At 36.2% G+C, this 22,843-nt stretch carries 19 protein-coding genes and 2 tRNA genes; 19 read left to right on the forward strand and 2 right to left on the reverse strand.

Annotated elements, in window-relative coordinates:
* Positions 1–88 precede the first annotated feature (88 nt).
* The 8 genes from ligA to V4519_01150 all read left to right on the forward strand — a co-directional run bounded on the left by ligA (position 89) and on the right by V4519_01150 (position 6,626).
* Positions 89–2,095: an NAD-dependent DNA ligase LigA gene (gene ligA / locus V4519_01115; GenBank protein MES2436588.1), complete on the forward strand. Its 2,007-nt coding sequence runs from the start codon at positions 89–91 to the stop codon at positions 2,093–2,095.
* Positions 2,096–2,110: 15 nt separating this feature from the next.
* Positions 2,111–2,392, forward strand: a complete 282-nt coding sequence (gene gatC, locus V4519_01120; protein ID MES2436589.1) for an Asp-tRNA(Asn)/Glu-tRNA(Gln) amidotransferase subunit GatC — start codon at positions 2,111–2,113, stop codon at positions 2,390–2,392.
* A gap of 18 nt (positions 2,393–2,410) precedes the next feature.
* Positions 2,411–3,844: an Asp-tRNA(Asn)/Glu-tRNA(Gln) amidotransferase subunit GatA gene (gatA, locus tag V4519_01125; GenBank protein MES2436590.1), complete on the forward strand. Its 1,434-nt coding sequence runs from the start codon at positions 2,411–2,413 to the stop codon at positions 3,842–3,844.
* Positions 3,845–3,849: 5 nt separating this feature from the next.
* Complete coding sequence (locus V4519_01130) at positions 3,850–4,560, forward strand: hypothetical protein (protein ID MES2436591.1); 711 nt, start codon at positions 3,850–3,852, stop codon at positions 4,558–4,560.
* Between the two features lie 182 nt (positions 4,561–4,742).
* A tRNA-Met gene (locus V4519_01135) sits at positions 4,743–4,815 on the forward strand.
* 399 nt (positions 4,816–5,214) lie between these two features.
* Positions 5,215–5,288: transfer RNA gene (locus V4519_01140), tRNA-Asp, on the forward strand.
* A 60-nt stretch (positions 5,289–5,348) separates the two neighbouring features.
* Complete coding sequence (locus V4519_01145) at positions 5,349–5,558, forward strand: hypothetical protein (protein ID MES2436592.1); 210 nt, start codon at positions 5,349–5,351, stop codon at positions 5,556–5,558.
* Positions 5,559–5,564: 6 nt separating this feature from the next.
* On the forward strand, positions 5,565–6,626 hold the full coding sequence (locus tag V4519_01150; protein MES2436593.1) for a hypothetical protein: 1,062 nt from the start codon (positions 5,565–5,567) through the stop codon (positions 6,624–6,626).
* Between the two features lie 11 nt (positions 6,627–6,637).
* Here V4519_01150 and V4519_01155 read toward each other — a convergent pair whose 3' ends face one another.
* Positions 6,638–7,471 (reverse strand): DUF4105 domain-containing protein, encoded by an 834-nt coding sequence (locus tag V4519_01155; GenBank protein ID MES2436594.1) that lies wholly within the window; start codon positions 7,469–7,471, stop codon positions 6,638–6,640.
* Between the two features lie 22 nt (positions 7,472–7,493).
* Positions 7,494–8,096, reverse strand: a complete 603-nt coding sequence (locus V4519_01160) for a class I SAM-dependent methyltransferase (protein MES2436595.1) — start codon at positions 8,094–8,096, stop codon at positions 7,494–7,496.
* Positions 8,097–8,141: 45 nt separating this feature from the next.
* On the opposite strand from V4519_01160, the gene V4519_01165 reads away from it, so the two are divergent.
* The 11 genes from V4519_01165 to V4519_01215 all read left to right on the forward strand — a co-directional run bounded on the left by V4519_01165 (position 8,142) and on the right by V4519_01215 (position 22,735).
* Complete coding sequence (locus tag V4519_01165) at positions 8,142–8,732, forward strand: hypothetical protein (protein MES2436596.1); 591 nt, start codon at positions 8,142–8,144, stop codon at positions 8,730–8,732.
* 533 nt (positions 8,733–9,265) lie between these two features.
* The gene (locus V4519_01170) at positions 9,266–10,162 is read left to right on the forward strand and encodes a tyrosine-type recombinase/integrase (GenBank protein ID MES2436597.1); all 897 of its coding nucleotides are present in this window, start codon (positions 9,266–9,268) and stop codon (positions 10,160–10,162) included.
* Positions 10,163–10,356: 194 nt separating this feature from the next.
* The gene (locus tag V4519_01175; GenBank protein MES2436598.1) at positions 10,357–10,596 is read left to right on the forward strand and encodes a hypothetical protein; all 240 of its coding nucleotides are present in this window, start codon (positions 10,357–10,359) and stop codon (positions 10,594–10,596) included.
* Complete coding sequence (locus tag V4519_01180; protein MES2436599.1) at positions 10,580–11,233, forward strand: Fic family protein; 654 nt, start codon at positions 10,580–10,582, stop codon at positions 11,231–11,233. The genes V4519_01175 and V4519_01180 overlap by 17 nt, the downstream gene beginning before the upstream one ends.
* A 178-nt stretch (positions 11,234–11,411) precedes the next feature.
* Positions 11,412–11,774, forward strand: a complete 363-nt coding sequence (locus V4519_01185) for a hypothetical protein (protein MES2436600.1) — start codon at positions 11,412–11,414, stop codon at positions 11,772–11,774.
* Complete coding sequence (locus V4519_01190; GenBank protein ID MES2436601.1) at positions 11,775–12,470, forward strand: hypothetical protein; 696 nt, start codon at positions 11,775–11,777, stop codon at positions 12,468–12,470.
* 897 nt (positions 12,471–13,367) lie between these two features.
* Positions 13,368–20,591: an RHS repeat-associated core domain-containing protein gene (locus V4519_01195; protein ID MES2436602.1), complete on the forward strand. Its 7,224-nt coding sequence runs from the start codon at positions 13,368–13,370 to the stop codon at positions 20,589–20,591.
* A complete protein-coding gene (locus tag V4519_01200; GenBank protein MES2436603.1) occupies positions 20,578–21,081 on the forward strand; it encodes a hypothetical protein in 504 nt (167 codons plus the stop codon). Before V4519_01195 ends, V4519_01200 begins: the two co-directional genes overlap by 14 nt.
* Before the next feature lie 213 nt (positions 21,082–21,294).
* Positions 21,295–21,741: a hypothetical protein gene (locus tag V4519_01205; GenBank protein MES2436604.1), complete on the forward strand. Its 447-nt coding sequence runs from the start codon at positions 21,295–21,297 to the stop codon at positions 21,739–21,741.
* Positions 21,742–21,744: 3 nt separating this feature from the next.
* The gene (locus tag V4519_01210) at positions 21,745–22,314 is read left to right on the forward strand and encodes a hypothetical protein (GenBank protein MES2436605.1); all 570 of its coding nucleotides are present in this window, start codon (positions 21,745–21,747) and stop codon (positions 22,312–22,314) included.
* A 115-nt stretch (positions 22,315–22,429) separates the two neighbouring features.
* Positions 22,430–22,735: a hypothetical protein gene (locus V4519_01215; GenBank protein ID MES2436606.1), complete on the forward strand. Its 306-nt coding sequence runs from the start codon at positions 22,430–22,432 to the stop codon at positions 22,733–22,735.
* The last annotated feature ends 108 nt before the right edge of the window (positions 22,736–22,843 follow it).

Raw genomic sequence — 22,843 nt, forward strand, 5'->3', positions numbered from 1 at the left:
AATTCTAGATTCTATAAAGTAAAAGCAAAGCAGTCTGAAAAGACTGCTTTTGCTTTATATATAGCTCTCTTTTTGCTATGCTAGCACTATGTCAAAGTCCGTAACTAAAGAGATTAAAGAGCGAGTACAAAAATTACGAGAAGCGATCAATAAATATCGCTATGAATATCATGTACTTAATAAAGAAGACATTACGCCTGAAGCGCTTGATTCACTCAAAGATGAGCTTGTTAAGCTTGAAACAGAGTACCCTGAACTAATTACACCAGATTCTCCAACCCAGCGTGTAGCAGGAGAACCACTGCCAGAATTTAAGAAAGTTCCTCATAAAGTAACTCAATGGTCATTTAATGATGCATTTACTGAAGAGGACATTTATGCGTTTGATGCACGAATTAGAAAAGGACTTGGAGATAAAAAGCCCACATATACATCTGAATTAAAAATCGATGGATTGAAAGTAGTATTAGAATACGAAAAAGGAATACTAAAAACTGCTGCAACTCGAGGTAATGGAAAAATTGGTGAAGATGTAACTATGAATGTACGCACTATAGAGTCTGTGCCCCTTACGCTTAATCGACCTGTAAATGTAATTGTCGAAGGTGAGGTGTGGATGGGGAAAAAACAGCTTACTGCATTAAATAAAATACGAAGAGAAGAGGGTGAACCAGAATTTGCAAATCCACGTAATGTTGCTGCAGGTTCTATTCGTCAGCTTGATCCTAAAATGGCTGCTTCAAGAAAGCTTGATGTATTTATGTACGATATATCTCAAGCATCAGAGAACGTACCTGAATCTCAATATAAAGAATTAGAATATCTAAAAGAATTGGGATTTAAAGTGAATCCTCATTATAAGCACTGCAAAGATATTGAAGATGTTATTGAGTATTGGAAAGAATGGGCAAAGCGCCGAGATGAACTTGATTATCAACTCGATGGTGTAGTGCTTAAAGTTGATGAACGTGAATATCAAGAACTGTTAGGCTACACCGGAAAAGCTCCACGTTTTGGTATTGCCTTTAAATTTGCTGCAGAACAAGCCACAACGATTGTAGAAGACATTCAGCTTCAAATAGGACGCACAGGAGTACTTACGCCTGTTGCGCATTTGAAGCCGGTGCTTGTGGCTGGATCAACTGTTTCAAGAGCTACACTTCATAATGAAGATGAAATAAAACGACTTGATGTGCGTGTGGGAGATAGTGTGGTTATTCAAAAAGCAGGTGATGTAATTCCCGATATTGTAAAAGTGCTAACAGAGCTTCGAACTGGAAAACAAAAACCATTTGTATTCCCAGATATAGTGCCTGAATGTGGAGGTGATGGCAGAATAGAACGTATTCCAGGCCAAGCTGCTTGGCGATGCGTTGATAAAAATTCTGTTGCCCAGCAACGCAGAAAACTCTACCACTTTACCTCAAAGATTGCTTTTGATATTGATGGACTAGGTCCAAAGATCATAGATGTATTATTAGATAACACATTAATCTCATCTGCCGCTGATATTTTTACTTTGAAGAAAGGTGATCTTTTAGAATTAGAAAGATTTGGTGAAAAATCAGTAGATAATTTATTAGCTTCTGTTGAGAAAGCTCGACACGTATCGTTTGGGAGATTTATTATTTCACTTTCTATTCCACATGTGGGAGAAGAAACAGGATATCTCTTAGCTGCGCATTTTAAAACTATAGATGTACTTAAAGAAGCAGGACTTGAAGAGTTGAAATCAGTTGAGGGGATTGGTGACATTGTTGCTGAAGCTATTGTTGAATGGTTTAAAGACAAAGCTCACAAAGAATTACTCAAGAAACTGCTTACCCATGTTGATATAGAAAAAGAAGCAATTCCTGAAAATGGTAAAGGAAAATTTGCTGGTAAAACGTTTGTGCTCACAGGAACTTTACAAACCTTGGGACGAGATGATGCTAAAAGGCTTATTCGAGAACAGGGAGGTGATGTTGCTGGATCGGTCTCTAAAAATACAGATTATGTTGTGGCAGGAGAAAGCGCTGGATCAAAACTTGATAAAGCACAGGAACTTGGTATAACCATAGTGACCGAAGAAGAATTTCAGAAATTACTCAAGTAATGCTACTATAAATATATGATTTCAGTTGAACAACTACGCAAACTTGCAGCCTTAGCACGCATTAAGGTAGCCCCAGAAGAAGAAGAAAAATTAGCTGCTGATATGGGTGGAATCTTAGATTATGTAAATCAGATTCAAGAAATTTCGGGTGATGCTCCTAAATCACAAGAAAAAACAAAAAATGTTTTGCGGGAAGATACAAATCCTCATGAATCAGGTATTCATACTGAAGCTATTTTAAATGAAGCACCAAAGCGTGAAGGTGATTACCTAAAAGTAAAAAAGATTCTCGGCTAATTTCTGAATACTACCTCTATGATCAATCTTAAAGACCTGACAATTAGAAAAGCACACGAAGCACTTGTGAAAGGCGATTTTACTGCAGTTGAATTAGCACAAGCCTACCTTTCAGAAATAGAAAAGAAAAATAAAGAACTTAATGCATTTCTTGAAGTATACTCGGATGTACTTACCCAAGCAGAAGCTGCAGATGCAAAGATAAAAGCAGGGAAGGCAACACTTCTTACTGGAATTCCTATATCTATCAAAGATAATATTTTAATCAAAGGCAAGAAAGTTAGTTCAGCATCAAAGATGCTCGAGAATTATACTGGTACCTATGATGCAACTGTAATCACAAAATTAAAAGAAGAAGGTGCTGTATTTATTGGTCGCACAAACATGGATGAATTTGCCATGGGTGGCTCAACAGAGAACTCTGCGTTTGGAGTTGTAAAGAACCCTTACGACACAGCTCGAGTGCCTGGAGGCTCTTCTGGAGGTGCTGCAGCTGCTGTAGCTGCCGATATGTGTTTGGTGTCACTTGGATCAGATACTGGTGGATCAATCCGACAACCAGCAAGTTATACAAATCTCGTTGGATTAAAACCAACATACGGTGCAGTATCTCGACATGGTCTTATGGCAATGACATCTTCATTTGACCAAATTGGTCCACTCACAAAAACTGTAGAAGATGCAGAAATTGTTTTTAATGCAATTAAAGGTAAAGATATAATGGATGCAACAAGTATCGATACTCCAACATCTACTGAATTAAGTGAAACAAAAGATAAAAAATATAAGATTGGAATTCCTTATGAGTTCTTAAAAGAGGGAGTTGATGCTGATGTACTTCAAAACTTTAATGAATCTATAGATTTACTCAAAAAACATGGATGTGAAATTGTTGATATCTCACTCCCAAACATTCGCTATGCACTCGGTGTTTATTATATAATTGTACCAGCAGAGGTTTCTTCAAACCTCGCGCGATTTGATGGAGTGAAGTATGGACTTCATAAAGATGGGAAAGATCTTTTGGAGGATTACTTACTTACTCGACAAGAAGGATTCGGTAAAGAAGTTCGACGGCGAATTATGCTTGGTACGTATGTGCTTTCATCAGGTTATTATGATGCATATTATAATAAAGCAATGAAAGTGCGAGAATTACTCAAGCAAGATTTTGAAAAAGTATTTAGTAGTGTAGATGCAGTGCTTGTTCCTACATCACCAATGCCTGCATTTAAGATCGGAGAAAAATCTGAAAATCCTCTTGCCATGTATCTTGCTGATATCTTTACCGTATCAGCAAATATCACATCGCTTCCAGCTATGTCAGTACCTGCCGGATTTGTAGAGAGAGAAGGAAAGCAGCTACCAGTCGGTATTCAGTTTACTGCACCATATGCAGAAGAGCCGACCCTCTTCGCACTTGGGAAGTTGTTTGAAGGTCTTCGCTCATAAGCTACATGGCTGAAGAAAAAAAAGATTTTAAAGATAAAAAAGATGCACCTCCAAAGGAGGAGAAGCCTGCTCCAAAAGCAGATGCTGCAACTGATGCTACAGGAATTTTAATTCTGGTTATTCTTTTTATGGGAGTCTCTACAGCAGTGGGAGGCTTCTTTGCTACACGAGGTGGATTTAGTGTTGATGGTGTATTAAATTATTTTCTCAATTTAATACCTGATTATGTAATACTTTTCATTCGAAGACTTACTGCTTCATATATTATTTTCGTAAACCTCCTTTCATTTATATTTGTAATTGGAATAGTTTACTCATTTATTAAATGGAGAAAGGTAGAAGACAAGTGGTATGCTGCTCTTTATCCTACACCCGTACCTATGGATGAAATTTCAGAAAAGAAAAATCAAAAATGGGAACGTATAGTCGCCCATATTTCATCAGACAATTCTAGTGATTGGAGATTGGCGATTCTTGAAGCAGATATAATGCTTGATGATTTATTGGATCATTTGGGATACGTAGGGGATACTATTGGAGATAAGCTTAAAAAGGCTGTACGAGGTGACTTTAAGACTATTGATCAAGCATGGGAAGCTCACAAAATTCGAAACGCTATAGCTCATGAAGGATCTGATTTTATTCTAACCCAACGTGATGCTCAAAGAATCATTGGTCTCTATGAAGATGTATTTCGTGAATTTGACTTTATCTAATTTCTCATATATATTTTAAACGCGGTTTGGTGGAACGGTACCACGGGAGGCTCATAACCTCCAAAACTCGGTTCAACTCCGAGAACCGCAACAAGATTAACAAAGATACCCGAAAGGGTATTTTTGTTTGCTTAGTTTTACATATTGAATATTCGGGCATAGCATGGTAATCTAAATTTCACGTCAGAGTAGCTCAGTTGGTAGAGCACAGGACTCATAAGCCTGGGGTCGTGGGTTCGATCCCCACCTCTGACACATTAAGTTTGCATTAAGCGTACACTTGACCTAATCAGGCTCATCAGGTAGCATTCATCGTGGAGCGGTTTGACATTGGAGTCTACCGCGTTCTCGCATCACATCTCACTGAAGGACTGCTTCATGCAGTACGGGACTCACTCTCGGAAGGAAAGCTCCTACCCCCGCAAGGCCAACTCGCACGGCAAGAAGAAGCGCCGTGGGCCGCGCAGCCGCGACAACAAGGGGCAGCCCGTCACCACGTGGACTCGTCACCGGTAGAAGAACTTCGCCCGTAAGAGGAAGTACAGAGGCATCGCCACGTTGTGGATGATCGCCTTTTTTTATATCAAAATTTCCGCCTAGATTTGCTGAATTCCTAAAAATCTGCTACATTTTACCCACATCCATTTTGGATATGCGGCCTTAGCTCAACTGGTTAGAGCACTCGCCTGTCACGTGAGAGGTTGCCGGTTCGAGTCCGGTAGGCCGCGCAAAGAATAGTAAATTAGAAATCCCCAGCATGAGCTGGGGATTTGTTGTATAATTATCAAATGTATCAAAAGGTAACAAGAAATAAGTTTTTGTTTTCAGCAATGCCTGGTTATCTTATGAGTCTTTGTATGTTTTGTATTACTGGTAGTCTTTATAATAAAGATGAAGCTCCATCTGGGCCATTCATTATTGCTGTCGGATTATTTTTAATGTTTGTATCAACATTTAGTTTTTATATATTTTCGCTCCATTCATATTTCTTTGATTAATACCCGATGAAAAACATTTTCAATCGCTCATCACTAAATCCGATACTTCCTCCTACTAGTGAATGGTGGAAAGTGTATAATCCAGGTGCTGTCCTTGATGAGCAGGGAATTATCCATCTCTATCCACGAGTTGTAAAAAAAGAAGAAGATTGGCATTCTCGAATTGCTCATGCAACTTCAACAGATGGTGAGCATTTTACATGGGATTCTAATCTCATACTTGAGCGTGAGAATTCATTTGAAAAGAGGGGACTTGAAGATCCACGTGTTGTAGAAATAGATAGTACCTACTACATGGCGTATGCGGCCTATGATGGAAAACATGTGCAATTACATACTGCGATTGCTACTAATCCATATGGACCATGGCAGCGACAAGGCGAAGCCTTACCGGGATTTAATTTTTTTGCACATGGAGCAAAGATGGTGAAATGGGAACATGGAAAGCCTGTTGAAAAAACAGTAACAAAGAGAGGTGAGTATTGGTCAAAGTCAGGCACCTATTTTCCTCAGAAAATTAACGATGAGTATGTAATGCTCTTTGGTGAATATTATATGTGGCTTGCAACATCACAAGATGGCATTACCTTTCACTCAGATGAAAAGCCATTTATTACTCCACGTAAAGGTACTAAGTATTTTGATAACACATTTATAGAGACTGGTCCTCAGCCAATCCTCACAGAAAAGGGATGGCTAGTTTTGTATCACGGTATTGATGAAGCATTTCGTTATCAGCTTGGATTCATGATTTTGGATAAAGACAATCCTCGAAATATTTTGTATAGATCAGATGAATCTATTTTTGGACCTCAAGAAGACTATGAAGTTGGAGATGCTCTTATTGATGTAATCCCCGGCGGAGTGGATGCAATGAGTACCATGGATGATAATGAGCTCAAATCATTTTATAAAAAAGCACGTGATGAAAATATTATGCCTCAGGTTACTTTTTGTCCTGGAATTATAGTGCAGGATGGAATTGTGAGAATTTATTATGGAGCCGGGGACACTTCTATATGTACTGCATGGGCACGTCTTGAAGATATTTTGAAATTAGTTGCGTAAGTTTACTTGTATTACTCTCTAATTCGCTTTGAGAACTCAGGATCGTCTGCAAATTTTAATGCACGTTCATTAATTAAATATTTTTCGCGTGCTTGTTCTATTGGTAGGTCTGTATCAAGCAACCCTAATTTGTAAGCCAACTTATCCGAAAATCCGGGCATAACAAATGCAAAGCTAAAGGGAACTTTGTTGGGAGTAATTGCATTTACATGTTCAACAATATTGGTCGTGCAATTACTTGTAATACTATTGTAAAACTCAGGTTTGTCTTTCAATGTATTAACTCTAGTAATAATACTCATAAATAAATCTTGAGCCTTTGCTTGTGTCGTTTTTACTGGATACACATAAACCTGATCTTTTCTATAATTGGATCGTAGTTTTACTGCATCACGTTCATCAGCTAAAACGTACATGAGTTCATAACTATTAAAGAGGCCTTTGAATGCAGAAAATTTTTCACCTTGCTCTTTTCTGATTTCTACAGATACCGCCAAAAATTGATCGTTCTCAAATTCAAAGCTTAAGAACGTATGGGCTGAGCCAACAAATCCAGAAAATGGTTCTACTATATAATAGACTTTTTTAAGTTTATTTAGATCAAAAGTTTTATCATAATAATTTGGTGTATAGCTTGTAGTAGATGCATAGGTAAAGTTTCTAATATTATGAACTGAGATAAGATTCTCGCGTATTTCTGCATAGGGAAGCACAGCTTGATCAGCATTCCAATTGCGATCGTTTGAAGGTTCCGTGGACCAGTTTACAATAGCAGACACAAGGATAATGCTGCTTATACTAATGAGAGCAGAGTACAAAACAATTGAGCGTAGTGTTTTTAACATAGATGAGTATAAATAGTATACATTATTTATACATGCATACGGTAAAGTCGTGGGGAAGGTAATCTACCATAATATGAACATTGTCAGAGAGCGTTTTACAAAAATCTGAAATCTCATGAGGAGAATATGCCGCATACGTAGCATCATTGCGATGGGTGGCACTATTAAGCATATTGAATATGAGAGCCTCAGATGAGAGTTCGTACATTCTTTTGATCATGTCTTTATAATACGTATCATTGTGTTCAACTTTAAAATTAAGGGATCCAGATGCGAGAACAACATCATATTTTTCTGTCACATCAAAAATGTCTTGAGTTAAAAATGTAGCCCCTGGATATTTTATCTTAGCTTCTTCTATAAACTCAGGAATGATATCTATGCCTGTATATTCAACAGGAATAGTTTTATTTTTTAAAAATAAATAAAGATCGCCAAGTCCACAGCCTACATCTAGTATCTTTTTATTTCGTAGATCAATGCTTTGTGCAAATACTTCGAAGCGGATATTTTGTGTGTGTGAATCCATCCATTGAACACTGCGGGCATCGTTGGCGCCATACTCTTTTAGAGCATCTACATAAAAATCAGAGATTCTTTTTTGATCGGTAGGTGATAAATGCATGAGACTATACTAACACACTTTTTGTGGTATAATAGATGAGTTACTATGCACTCAATAATACTTCAGTATGTAGAAGCCTGGCCACCGCTCGGGTATGCAATTATAGGTTTGGGAATGGCTATAGATGGCGAGCCTTTCCTATTTGCAGCAGCATTTTTACTCTATCAAGGAATTTTAGATTTCATTCCAACACTTTTGGTTGTATTTTCAATGACTATTATTGGAGACATTGGTTGGTTTTATTTAGGTAAGCAATTTAATCGACTTCCACGCCCTATAAAGATTTGGATAGAACGATTGGCTGGCCCGTTTGATCATTTCCTAGAATTTCATCCAGCAAAACTCATGGGGATTTCAAAGTTTGCATATGGTATCCATCATGCATTGTGGGCACGAGCAGGAGCACTCAATTTAGATCTTAAAAAATTAATTAAAATAGATATTGTTGCTACAATCGTATGGATTGGAATAGCTGGGGGACTGTCATATATATTTAGTGCTTCATTTGATAAAGTCACACGATATATTGGTTACTTAGAAATAGGGCTGCTTATTAGTCTTATTATTTTTGTCTATTTTCAGCAAAAGATAGGTAAATTTATTACTCGAAAAATGAATGATGTAAATAAAGTGTAGCTTTGTTCATACTTTGCAAAAAGTACTAAAATCTTCTAGTATGTAACAACTGTTCTGTATATGCCGTTGTAGCTCAGTTGGTAGAGCACGTCATTGGTAAGAAATAGGTCTACCATGATAAACTCATACACGTTGAGTATAAAGGGTAAATTTTGAAAGTTAGGTTGAGGGAGACCACCTCTTGTAGAAAACAGGTCATCGGTTAAGTTCGTTAAAATACATGCCGTTGTAGCTCAGTTGGTAGAGCACGTCATTGGTAAACAAAAATTGCCCTTCATTTTGGAAACGAAATGATGAAGCCCGAATTACGGTTAATATCCATTTATATGGACAAGACCGTGGCGAGAAATCGCCCGAACGACTGACAAGGGGCGCTAAACCGAAAAGGTATGCGCAAGATACAGTCTAATCCTTCTATAAGCCTTCTGGGGCGAAATTAAGGTATTAATGAATGACGAGGTCGACGGTTCAATCCCGTCCAACGGCTCCACTAAAAATAAAAACACTGCATAAGATATGTAGTGTTTTTATTTATGAAAGATATAAAGATTTTGGCTCAAAAGTTTTATGATTATTCTATTTATATTAGAGGATATTCACCAGAAACAGTAAAAAGGTATAGGCAGATTATTAACTTCTATTGTAGATTTTCCCAGATTACAAATATTGAGCAAGTTAGTGAAAAGAGTATTCAGGAACTCTTCTTATATGGCAGGACTCAAAGACAATGGCGGACAAATACCCACATTGTTTTTCATATTTCTCTAAATGTATTTTTCAGATGGTGTATTCAAGGTGGATATATAAAAATAAATCCAACAGAAAATATGGAGGTCCCTAAAGTTGAAAAGAGATTACCGCCCAAACTGACAAAACAAGATACATTAAAATTACTTGAGGTTGTCTATAATTATCCCTACGATTATAGGTATCTTAAGTATCGTAACCACGCAATATTTTCTACATTTATTTTTGCAGGACTACGTAAAAAAGAATTATTAGAATTGAAACTCTCTGATGTAGATATAGAAAATCTTACTATCTTTATCCGCCAAGGTAAGGGAAACAAAGATAGGGTGGTACCAATGACGTATACATTGGCCCAGACTCTTAAGGTATATATGAGTGAACGAAAAAGGCTGAATAAAACATGTCCACATTTCTTTGCATCCCTTAACCGTAATATCGGGTTTACAAACATTGGATTAAGGAGATTGGTAAACAAAATCTGTATAGCTTCAGATATAAAGTTTACTATTCATAAGCTTAGACATACGTTTGCTACTCTTATGCTAGAAGGAGGTTGTGATATTTATAGTTTATCCAAGATGATGGGCCATAGTGACATCAAGACTACAACCATCTATCTCGCTGCAAGTGCTGAGCATTTGAGAATCCAAATAAGGAAACATCCCTTGAATAATTTATGAAATCATTGAGCAATTTTATTATTATGTAAAAATGTGTTATCGTTTCCGTCTTTAGTAATGAATTAAAAGAACTTGTTTTTAAGTCGGGCATTCTGTATACTATAAATGATTATATGGATCAGCTCTCTAATTCAAGTGTAGTAAATATTTAGCCAAGATATAATTGGTGGGCTTTTTACTTTAGTTGTAATTTTATGAAAAAATTCATTCAAAAAATATTGACAGGTACTAGATCATCTCAAAATGCTGATTTGCTTAATGAGTTTATTCAAACACAACAAGATATAAAGAAATTACCTGCCTTTTCTAACTTAGAAAAAGTTCAATTTGATCAAGATGTATCAATCGGTCATCTTTATTATTCAAGCAAAATAGAAGGTACCCATCTTGATGAAAAACGATTGAATCAAGCAATTCATGCAAAAAGAGTTTGAAAGAGCAACAGGAAAGACCGATTTGGAAAACAGAGAAGCATCTGGCTTTTGGAAAGCAATTACTTTGTCAAATGATATAGGTCAAGGGGATCAAGAAATTAATCTCGAAGTAATTTTAAGTCTCAATCGATGTATTTTAGAGCATGCTATACCAGAAGCAGCTGGAAAACTAAGAGTAACTGGGGAGGATATACTTCCCCTTGAATGTGTAGAGCCTCCACCTGGATCTATGGTTAGAGAGAAAATGTATCAGTTTGAGAAAGATTTAAAACACAAAATTTACATAGTTCCTTTAAGGTGCCCTAAGCCAAATAATCCTAAACACTATAAAAAGTGGGTAGATAGTGTTTTTGACCTTGCAGCATGGGTTCAGCATAGCTTAGTAGCAATACATCCCTTTTCAGAAGGGAATGGAAGGACTGCACGTCTTATGACTAATATTATTCTCAGAAGATACAATTTTCCTCCAACAGATGTGAAAATTGAATCTGATGACAAAGCAAAATATTTAAATGCATTATGTCAAATTGATATGTATACTGATTATAAACCGTTAAAAGATCTGATACTAAAAGGTGCCCTGGCTACATTGCAAAAAGAAAGAGACATGAAAAGAAGAAAGCAAGCAGGTCAATAATTCATGATACCTTATTTTGGGTCGACGTAAGATTCAAGCTTATCTCGACGTCTAAGCTTGTAGTTATGTTGGTTTTAAAATAGTGTTAGAAATATGGATGTGTGTTACAATCTCTACTATTCTACATACAAATATAAGTACAGTAGCGATTGGAAAAAATTAAAGGTAAAATCAAAATATGGGGAATACAGACTTAATTTTACAATGGTCCAAATTAATATCATTGACTGAGGATCAAGTAGATAAACTACCTCAAGATATTGAAGGTGCTTTTCGTATATCAAAAAAAGAGGGTGACGATAGATTCTATGTTGTTTTTATTGGCAGTTCTACAGATTTAAAAAAGGAACTTAAAAAATTGATTGCTGAAAAGAAAACTAATTTTTTAGAACATAATGGGGAATTCTCTTTTAGATATGCTCCAGTTAAAGGCGTAGAAATAAGAAAGGCTATAGAGAAGCAGTTATATAGACAATATGCTCCAGAATATAACTCAAAAGAACCAGAAAGCTCCTTAGATGTAAAAGCCAATCTAAATTAGATGACATTAGTTATAGGATTAAAAGCCAAAGATGGAGTTGTAATCGCCTCTGATAGCAGAGCAAGTTCTACTATCACTAGTAATGATACTGTTCAAAAGATTTTTAAACTTGGAGATCATAGTGCAATTGGTATTGCTGGTGATGGTGGTTTGGCAATGTACTTTCTTGATCAAATAAGAGCTGGTTTAAATCATGGAACAGGGATTTCAGATTTGGCTGAACAAGTTAGAATAAAAGGTAAAAACACCTTCAATGACTTTTTCGAACATTTATTGCCAGATAAAAGACCTTCACTTTCTTTGTTATTAATTGGTTATACCACTGATGGTAAGCCTGAGATGTACACTCTCCAAAGTGGAGACAATTTTGTGCCGAGAAAAGGTGTTACAGGATTTGAATGTATAGGGGTTCCTTATATTGCAGATTATTTACTTAATCGTCTTTATGAATCAGATATAAAAATTGATGCAGGGGCAGAGATGTCGGTTTTGTGTATACAAGAGACATCTTCTCAGGATAGAGGTGTCGGAGGTCCTACTAGAATTGCAACATTTTCTGCGACTAAACAATTTGAAGAGATGTCCAAATCAGATATCGATAAGCTAAAGCAAAAAGCTGAGCAATTTCAGATTAGTCAAAAGAATCGTTTCTACCCTGAAGATCCAAATTCTGGTATATCTGCGCCTACAGTATAGATGAAAATTTATGGAGTTAAGTTTGGGAACACTTATAAGCATTACTCTAGTAGTTAAGCAGAACCATATGCTTTAGATGTTAGAAGGGAATTAAATCAAAACTAGAGCAATCTGGCTTTAAAGAGATATGGCTTACTAGTTCTATCCCCAAGCTAATATACAAACAGTATCCGTTGTAGACATTTCAGCAATGAATCTATTTGCATATGTAATTCCTGGGTTTTATCAAATCTACCTAATATAACGAAGACACAATAAAATCGTAAGATTTTAACTCAACCTATTTTACCTTTCTAAATATAGAAAACCATTTCCTAGGTATCTTTTGATGGTGTTCAAGTAGTCTTGATTCGGTAGTAACAGAAGAAATATTTAATTCCTGTAAGACTTTCGGTTCTAAACTATCTGCAATTGAGCGAAAAGCACAAGCTAGGGTTTCTGTGGTGATCGTTTGATAATAGAATCGAGAACCCTGCTTACGACACTTTACAAGACCTCTTTTGTATAGCTTATTGATGAGTAGATAAACAGTTGGTCGAGGAATACAAGTGTCTAAGCTCAGGGAGGATAAACTTTTATTTGAAGAGTTAATCGACTGTAAAACAGCGTTCTCTTTATCTGATAATCCAAGAAGGTTTTTTTGCTCCTCAGTAAACATATAATTTTAGTTCTAATTAGTGTCGGATTTGCTGACATTTAAATTGTCTCACAAATAATCTTTTTCAAATAGATGAGTTATACCCTGTATTACTTTTATAAGTTTTAGTATTAAAATTATTTCTACTTTAATCAAGATATAATCAGATTTTGCAAAATTAGAAAATGTTGATAGGAAAGTATACTCAGCTATAACACCTAGCTATACTTTAGGTATTACTTACTCATCTAATAAATTAAGTGAACCAATCATTTTCACGGGAGCGACAGGGAAGAAACTTAACAAACGTAATTGTTGGGTTACTTATCCTCTCATTAGTTTTTAGTAGTCCATTATTAACATTTGCTCAAAGTGTTGATGAAGCTCCTAGTCAGGCTCCTGTTGAAACTCCAACAAACTCACCAGCAGTTGATACAAATACTATTCCTCTTGATACATCTGAAATTCAAAATGCGATAGAATATAACAATAATAATCAGGAGGCTGCATTAACAGAGTCAGCTGAAGATTCACCACAGTCTTTAGAAGCAGAAGAGGACCAAAATATAATTGCACTTCCTGATGATGAGTTACAACCAGACTCACTATTGTCAGATACAGAGACAGGTGTAGATCGATTTCGTGATCCTTCAGCAAATGTTATTAAAAATCAAATATCCAGAAATTTGGCTGGTGCACTTAATTATTCATACCCAATAGAAGTGCCTCCAGGAAGGACACAGGCTACAACTCCAAATTTGGAATTGCAATATTCAAGTAGTCCCGATCTTGCAAATGTGTTTGGCTATGGTTGGTCAGTTAACATTCCATATATCGAAAGAGTCGGAAAGAGAGGAACAGATAAGTTATATACAGGCACCGATTTTAATTCTTCTCTTACAGGAGAATTGGCATCAACTTCGGCAACAACCTATATCTCCAAAATTGATAATGGAGATTTTTTGAATTACACTTTTCAAAATAATATATGGACGGTTACTGATAAATCGGGAAATCAATATACGTTTGGTTCAACAACAGCTGCAAGACAGGATAATGTTGCTAGCTCTACACAAGTTTATAAGTGGATGCTTGAAGATTTTAGAGATACAAATGGTAATTATATTAAGTATCAGTATTCTAAAGATTCTGGACAAATATATCCTTCATCAATTATTTATTCAGGAAATAATACAACAGACGGGCCATTTGAAGTTGCTTTCAGTCGAGAGTCTCGAGCTGATGTCTCAACTTCAACACAATCAGCGTTCAGTGTTGTTACAAAAGATAGAATTAATGAAATTCAAACAAAATTTAACGGTGATTGGGTAAGGAAATATACACTAGCATATAGTACAGGCGATAATACTGTTCGATCCATATTAACCTCAGTGACACAATCTTCACGGGATGATTTACTTACAGCTACAACTACACTTCCTGCAACCACATTTACGTATTCAACTTCAACATTATCTTATTCACAAAGTTCTGCTTTTCAACCTCCTATATCACTTAATGAAGCTTTTACTGATCCCTATTTCATGAACACTGGGGTAACTGATTATGGCTTGAAGATTGTTGATATAAACGGCGACGGATTAACTGATATTCTTCAAGCATTTGGTGCTCGATACGGTGGTTCTTGGACAGTTGAATATCACGCCTATATAAATAACGGGAATGGGTACACTGATACACCCTCTTGGTATTCTCCCGTGGATTTTATGATACAGGCTCAGGATGGTTATCGAATTGACACAGGTGTGGTATTTGAAGATATAAATGGGGATAAATTACCAGATCTTATTCAGTCAAGTGATGGTACTCATGGTTGTGGTTGTTTTGGTTCCCCTTGGATTGAACCTGTAAAAAAGGTATATATAAATACTGGATCTGGTTTTGCAACGAGTACCGATTGGGTTATACCAGTTTATTTTGTATACAACGCAACACAACAACATACTAGAGATCTAGGTGTGCGAATGGCTGATGTTAATGGTGATGATTTACCAGATATTCTTGAAGGCCGCACTTATTCAAATGGTTCAGGAGGTACAACAACAGTTAAAAATGTATTTATTAATACTGGAACAGGTTTCGCTACATCAACAAGTTGGACTCTGCCTGTAGATTTTGTTGATAGCTGGAATCAAAATCGTGGTAATCCCTACCAAGATCTTGGAGTTAGAATTGTGGATATTAACTCTGATGGTCTTAATGATATTGTAGAATCGAGCTGCCTTTCTAATGGATCAGTTTACCGTAAGAAAGCATATATAAATTCTGGTACTGGTTTTGTTGATGATCCAACATGGCATCCTGCTTTATGTTTTGTTACGAGAGATCCTGCCACACCTAACACTTATAGTCTGGTTAATTACATGGATGAGGGGGTACGATTTATGGATATCAATGGTGATAGTCTTGTGGATTTTTATAAAAGTACAACTAACGATGCTACTGCGACCTCTACTGCTTATCTAAATACGGGAAAAGGTTTTAGTTTGCTTAATTCATGGACCCCTGCAACATCAACAATTTATGCATCGGGAAATGATAGAAATGATCGTGCAACGAGATTTGTTGATATAAATGGTGATGGAAGAACAGACGTTTTGCAAGGAAGAGGTGATGTGTATCCTAGTCTAAGATACGCATACTTAAGTGCTTCAACAACTCCAGATTTGCTTATAAAAGTTCAAGAGCCACAGGGTGGTATGACATCAATGTCATACAAAATGTCTGCTCAATACAATAATGCAACCTCATCAAATCCGAATCTCCCACTTAATGTTCGAACTGTTGAAACAATTGCTACTAACAATGCCTTTGGAATAGTGGGTACAACTACATATGCATATAATGGAGGACTCTTCTATTTCAATAATGCATTTGATAAGAAGTTTGCAGGTTTTGCATCAACAACTGAAACTGATGCTGTTGGGAATCTAACAAAATCTTATTTTCACCAGGGGAGTACGACTGATTCAAGTCATGGTGAGTATCAAGATGATGCTTCAAAAATTGGTAAAGCTTATCGAATTGAAAAATATGATAATGCCAATAATCTCTATCAGAAAATAATTAATAAGTGGGATAAGTCTGCTCTTTCTAATGGAGCAAACTTTGTGAAGCTTACCCAAACGATTAATTCTGCATATGATGGAACAGTAAATCATAAAGACAAGGCAGAGCAGTATATATATAATGATGCCGCTGGAACACTAACTCAAAAAATTCAACTCGGAGAGGTCACGGGTAGTGATGATGGTACCCTCTCGGATACTGGTGCAGATTTATTTACAACAACAATAACCTATGCTACCAGCTCTCCTATAATTATTCCTGCTACTGAGATCATGGTAGATCAGAGTTCAGTTAAAGTTGCTGAGGTTCGTCATTACTATGATACCCTCTCTTTGGGAAGTGTGACAAAAGGTAATAAGACAAAAATTGAAAAGTGGAAAGTAAGTAGCTCATATGCATCTACCACGCGGACATTCAATGCTTATGGTCTTGTAACACAAGAACTTGATCCCCGAAGTAAGGCAACAAACTATGTATACGATATATATAATATGTATCCAGCAACAAGTACAAACGCATTAAGTCAATCCACATCATATGTATACAATTACCTAGTTGGTAAAGTAAAACAGGTAACTGACTCTAACGGTTTGGTAAATCAAACTACTTATGATGGATTCGGAAGAGTTACAGAAGAAAAGCAACCTGATCTTACAACTCCTTCAACTCTAGTTACAAAAGCAACATATGCGTATACAGACACAGCATTACAAACAAGTGTTCATAAGGTAAATTATCTTTCTGCATCAAGCACTACAAATTCCTATAATTACTATGATGGATTAGGTAGATTGATTCAAGAACGAAAATCTGCAGAGGGAACTAATTATTCAGTCAGTGATACTATTTATAATTCTCTTGGTCTTAAGGCTTCACAATCACTCCCATATTTCTCAACTGGTTCTGCAAGTACAACCCCAACGGCAACAACAGCACTTTATACACGGTATACGTATGACCCATTACAGCGAGTGAAAACAGTTGCCAACATTGTTGGTACAACTACAAATACATACACACCTTGGGTGGTTCATGTTGAAGATCCTCGATATAAAGCAAAGAACTATTATCGCGATGCATATAATAACCTCATAAAGGTTGATGAAATTGATGGAGTGACAGGATATGCAACTGAATATCAATATAACGGTTTGGGTAAACTTACAAAGATCACTGATGGACTAGCAAATGTGCGTAACTTTACCTACGATGGACTTGGAAGAAGATTAACAGCACAAGACCTTCATGCATCAGCTGATACAACATTTGGAAGTACAACCTATGCATATGATGATGCTGGAAACCTAACTCAAAAAATAGATGCAAATAATCAGACTGTGAATTATACCTATGATGATCTCAATAGACCACTAACTGAAAATTATACAGGTGCAGTAGGAACTGAAATAAGCTACGGATATGATTCTTGTGTTTATGGAGTGGGAAGATTATGTAGTGCTACAACAACTGATGCTATTACTCAATATGAATACAACACTGAAGGATTACAGAGTAAAGAAACAAAAACTTTAAATGCAGTTAATTATATTACTCAGACTCAATATGATCGACAGGGTAATGTAACAAACATTGTATATCCTGATAGTTCACAAGTTGCATACACGTATAATACTGGCGGTCTTCTAGAAACAGTCTCACGAAAAGAAAGTACTGATGGAGGATTTACTAATGTGGTGACAAATTATGACTACTCACCATTAGGTCAGGTTACTGCTATTGCATATCAAAATGGAGTGCAAACTACAAACACTTATGATGCAAATGAACTCTACAGATTAAGAAGTAAAGTAACTACAAATGCATCAAGTACCAATCTTCAGAATATTGCTTACACCTATGATGCCGTAGGAAATATCACTGGCATTACAGATACTTCAGCAACAAATGGAGCAAAGACAGCAGTTTATACTTATGACGATCTTAATCGCTTATCATCAGCAACTGTAACTGCTTCAAGCACCAGTGGAGGTAGTTGGTACAACTCATCATGGGGATACCGAGTTCCAATAACTGCAAGTTCTTCTAAAGTTCTTGAAGACATTAAGGACGTATATGTACCACTCTCATCATTACCATCAGGTTTCTTTGCAAATGCAAAATCAGATAGTTGTGATATTCGAATGACAAAAGCAGATGGTACTACTGAGCTAGCAATAGATTTAGTATCTGCATCAACAACTGGTCAGCTGCATTTCTCAACAGGGAATAGTCTCTCAACTTCTTCAAGTACAATCTTCTATCTTTACTACGGAAACCCAAGTGCAAGTTGTTATGCCTCAAATGCTACCTACGGAGCAAACAATGTGTATGACTCAAATACAAAGGGAGTATGGCATTTAGAGCAAAATTCAGCCTCTACAGGAGCAATTGTAGACTCAACCTCAAATGTTCATCATGGAACTATGTATTCAAATTATTCAGCAAATGCAAACGGAACTACAACTGGAAAACTTGGAAGTGCAGCAGTCTTTGATGGTACAAATGACACTATCGATGTCCCAGACAGTTCAGACTTTGAAGGTGCTGCGACAACTATTGAAGCCTGGGCATACATGGATACACTTCCAAGTGTAAAGGGTGAGAATGAAGTCCTAGTTACAAAGAAGCATGGATCATCACCATGGAGATCATATGCTGTTATGTTTTCAAATCCTGAAAATAGAACTGATGGTAATTGGAATAATAGTTCAGGAAGTACAGGATATGCTGGTACCTATGCAGGATCAGTATCAGCAAATGCATGGCATTATGTAACCCTACGACAAAATCCTTCAGATACCTCAAGTGAAGTATCTGTGCGAACCAATGCTTCAAATGCTACAACATATACCGCCGATACTGATGGCACTACTTACAATTCAAATGATGCTCTACGTTTTGGTGCAGACTATGCTGGTGGAGAACGACTTGATGGAAACCTAGATGAAATCCGAATTCACAATGTTGCTCGAAGTGATAATTACATCACTACTCGATACAACAACATGAATGCTCCTTCAACATTCTGGAGTGTTGGATCACAAACTGCAGCTGCAACATCTTCAAACACAAGTTATACAGAAAACTACACTTACAATATTCTTGGAAACATACTTACTAAGACAGGCGCAGCTGGTACATATGCATATACTGGTAGTTCAACAGGCTATGCAAATCCTCATGCGGTGACTGCGATTGGATCTGATACCTATGCATATGATAACAATGGAAATCTTACTTCGGCTCCAGGAATCACTAACTTATGGGATTATCGAAATCGATTAACACAATCTGTCGCTACGAGTACCGTGACCTATGCGTACGATCATGCTAATAGTCGAATTAAATATTCAGTAGCATCAACTACAACCTCTTATCCAAATAAGTTCTACAATACAACAGGTGCAACCACTACAAAGCACATCTTTGATGATAGAGGTCAGATGATCGCTACACTTGAAGGCTCAAATGCAAGTACAACGGTTCATTATACTCATACTGATCATCTTTCTGGATCAAATGTTATTACGAATTCATCTGGTATCTTAGAACAATTGACGGATTACTATCCTTACGGTAATGTTCGCTTAGATGAAAGGACTGGAGCGTTTAATGAGCAGAGGAAGTATGCAGGTAGTGAGTTTGACGGTGATACAGCGTATAACTATATGCAAGCTAGGTATTATGATAGTAATAGTGGAAGGTTTATTTCTCAGGATTCTATATTTCTTAATATGGGAAATGAAAATGACTTCCTTTCTGATCCTCAGCAACTAAATAGTTACAGTTACGCGAGAAACAATCCATTAAAATACTATGATCCTGATGGTAATCAGACAGTATCGGCTCCTCTTAATGCAGTTTTTCGATTTTCAGGATCAGCTAGTCTTGCGCAATCACTTGCAATGGCCGATGCTATTCTTGCTGGGGGTTCAATTGCGGGTGCAATCGTCAGTGCTGGACCTGTGTTAGTGGGAGGGGGTATAACTGCTGTTCTCGTTTATGCTGTTGTTACTACACCTTGGACACCATTAAGTCAAAACCAAAGTACTCCTTCGTTTTCTAGTTCTTTATCACCAACAAGTCTTCCAACCGCAAATTCAAATCCTCTTTTGGGAACTGGTACAACAGCTGATTTTGGTAATTGGTTTAATTCAATAAACTTATCAAAAACAACAATTACACAAAAACCTGGTAATTTTAACGATGCACAGAGAGATTTTTGGGCAAGAAATCCAGAGAATGTGCAACATCGACCAAATGGTACAATTACTGGAAATTTACCAAATGGTGACAAAATAAATGTAAGACCACAAAGTAGTGATGGTCGACCTACAATTGAGATTCAGAAAGAGGGTGGTGGAGTAGAAAAAATAAGATATGGAAATAAATAAAAATAAATCAAATATTCTAATGCCAGAAAAATATAGTAAATGGGAACCAATTCAGGGAATCGAATCCGAACTATGGATAGAAGCACTTCACGATGACTACGAAGGCTTGCGAATTATAGTTAAGGGTACTAATGAGGCTTCGGCTATGTATAGTATACTTTTTCCAAATTATTATACATATCGTAATACTGATGAATCGTATCGACTCAAGCTTTGGGAAGAAGGTGAGTTTGAAGACCGTAAGTGGTCACTCTTTTTCATTAAAGCATCAAAATTTATAGATTGGGTTCATGAAGAAAGTGATACTCTGTATAAAAAAGAAGATATGATGCATTACTTGATTAAGACAGGAGCTGATGTGATTGAAGTTGTCACGAATGGTATCGAACCAAAAGTTATAAAACTTCACGAAAAGGTTCAGTCTGACCTAGAATCTAATTCATTAGTTAGAAGAGGTAAAAGAGGTAGCTATTTTGATAAAATTGATTAAGTTGTGGCCACGGTGAAGGTTATATGTCGCAGCAGTCCTTTACCCACTACATAGTGATCATCTATCTGGATCAAGTATTGTATCAAATGTTTCAGGAAGTATTGAAGAACTTTCAGATTATTATCCATACGGAGCTATGAGAATTAGTGATCAGTCTGGATCATTTACTGACCTAAGAAAATATGTATTTTAATTTCATTAATAAAACATATTATGCATCCATACGAATATAATTTAAGTTTCAGTCTTGTACATCCAAAGAAGAAATTAAGTGAGTTATATAATAGAATTAGTGAAGTTTCTGGATTTTATCCTCGACGAATTTGGACTGCAGGAGATAAACGAAAGACCCAATCGGGAGAAGATCTGGAAGGAACATACAAAGAATCATACTGTTATTTTGCTCTAAATAATTCTTTATTAAAAAGTTCAGAAATTCGTTTGGAAAATAGTCTTGAAGAAGTCTTAGAGAAGCTTTCAGTTTTGAAAAGAGAATTCAAAGAATTTGTTGACGAGGATGGAGTTTTAGAAATAACCGTTGGGTTTTACGTTGATTCAAATTCTGCTGGAATATTTCATTTTGAATTACTTAGAAAATTCTGTGATTTAGGAATTGGCTTAACTCTTGATGTATACTCTTCAGTTAATGAGATGAAATAATTCATGAAATACAAAGTTGAAAGACCCCCATTAACAGGAAACTTTTTCTTGCCTTCAAAAGAAAGTTTAGTTGAACTTAAACCAGGCAATCTTGTCAAAATTATGATTAGACATGAAGAAGAAGGAGTAGAAAGAATGTGGGTAAAAATAATACAACAGCAAGATATTTCAGAATGGACTGGGGTTTTAGATAATGATCCTGTAGGTGAAAAAATGAGTGGATTGTTAAAAGCAGGAGATATAGTAATATTTCATCCTCTGGATATCATTCAGATCTGGGATGATAAAAAAATTACAAACTGGGAATTTAAAGAAGCAATAAATGCCAGAGTGTTTACTACTCCAGAAATAGCTTCGGGTATAAAACCTGTTTTATTTGCAATACATGAATTAGATGGCGATTGGCAGTTTTTGCCATCTGAAAAAACTGAGGATAAAAACGCAATTTTTATCCCTTTGAGGTACTTAATTGAAAATGATAATACTTTGTCTGAATTGGGTAATCTACCTGTGGGATGGCACGCAAAACGAAAAAGTATTGAGGATTCGTGGATTAGAGAAAGTGAAAAATAACCTTAACTATATATTTAAATTTTTTATTGCATTAATAAGCGAAAAATTTGACTTGACCCTAATTACTACCTCACATTCAGGTAGACCAAATCCTTAATAATAATAATTAACTGATATGTATATTAAAAAACAATTAGAGGACGGTGGAAATAAAATAATATGGAAAGGCAATGTGTCTTTTCCTGAAAAAATGATTAATATAATAAGTAAAATAGATACTCGAATTTATCCATTATTAAAAGGGATCGCATCTTACGAGGATACTTATTTTAATTCACAACAGACAAAGGATCTCATTGAAGAACTTCAATCGTTTAAAGATTCACTTACTGATGAAAAGGATAAAGAGGAAATAGAAAGCTTAGTAAAATTCGCTAAGGATATAGATATGCAGGAACATTTGGTTTTTGTAGGTGATTAAATGCTGTCTAGGTGTTGACCCATTAATTTAAGGGAGGTTGTGCATAAAAATAAATGGCAAATTGTAGAAAAATCTAATTTGTAAACATACTCTTTTCTATTAGTTTGC

This window comes from Patescibacteria group bacterium (genome assembly GCA_040387855.1).
GTDB lineage: Bacteria > Patescibacteriota > Minisyncoccia > Phycocordibacterales > JAKAEA01 > JAZKCY01.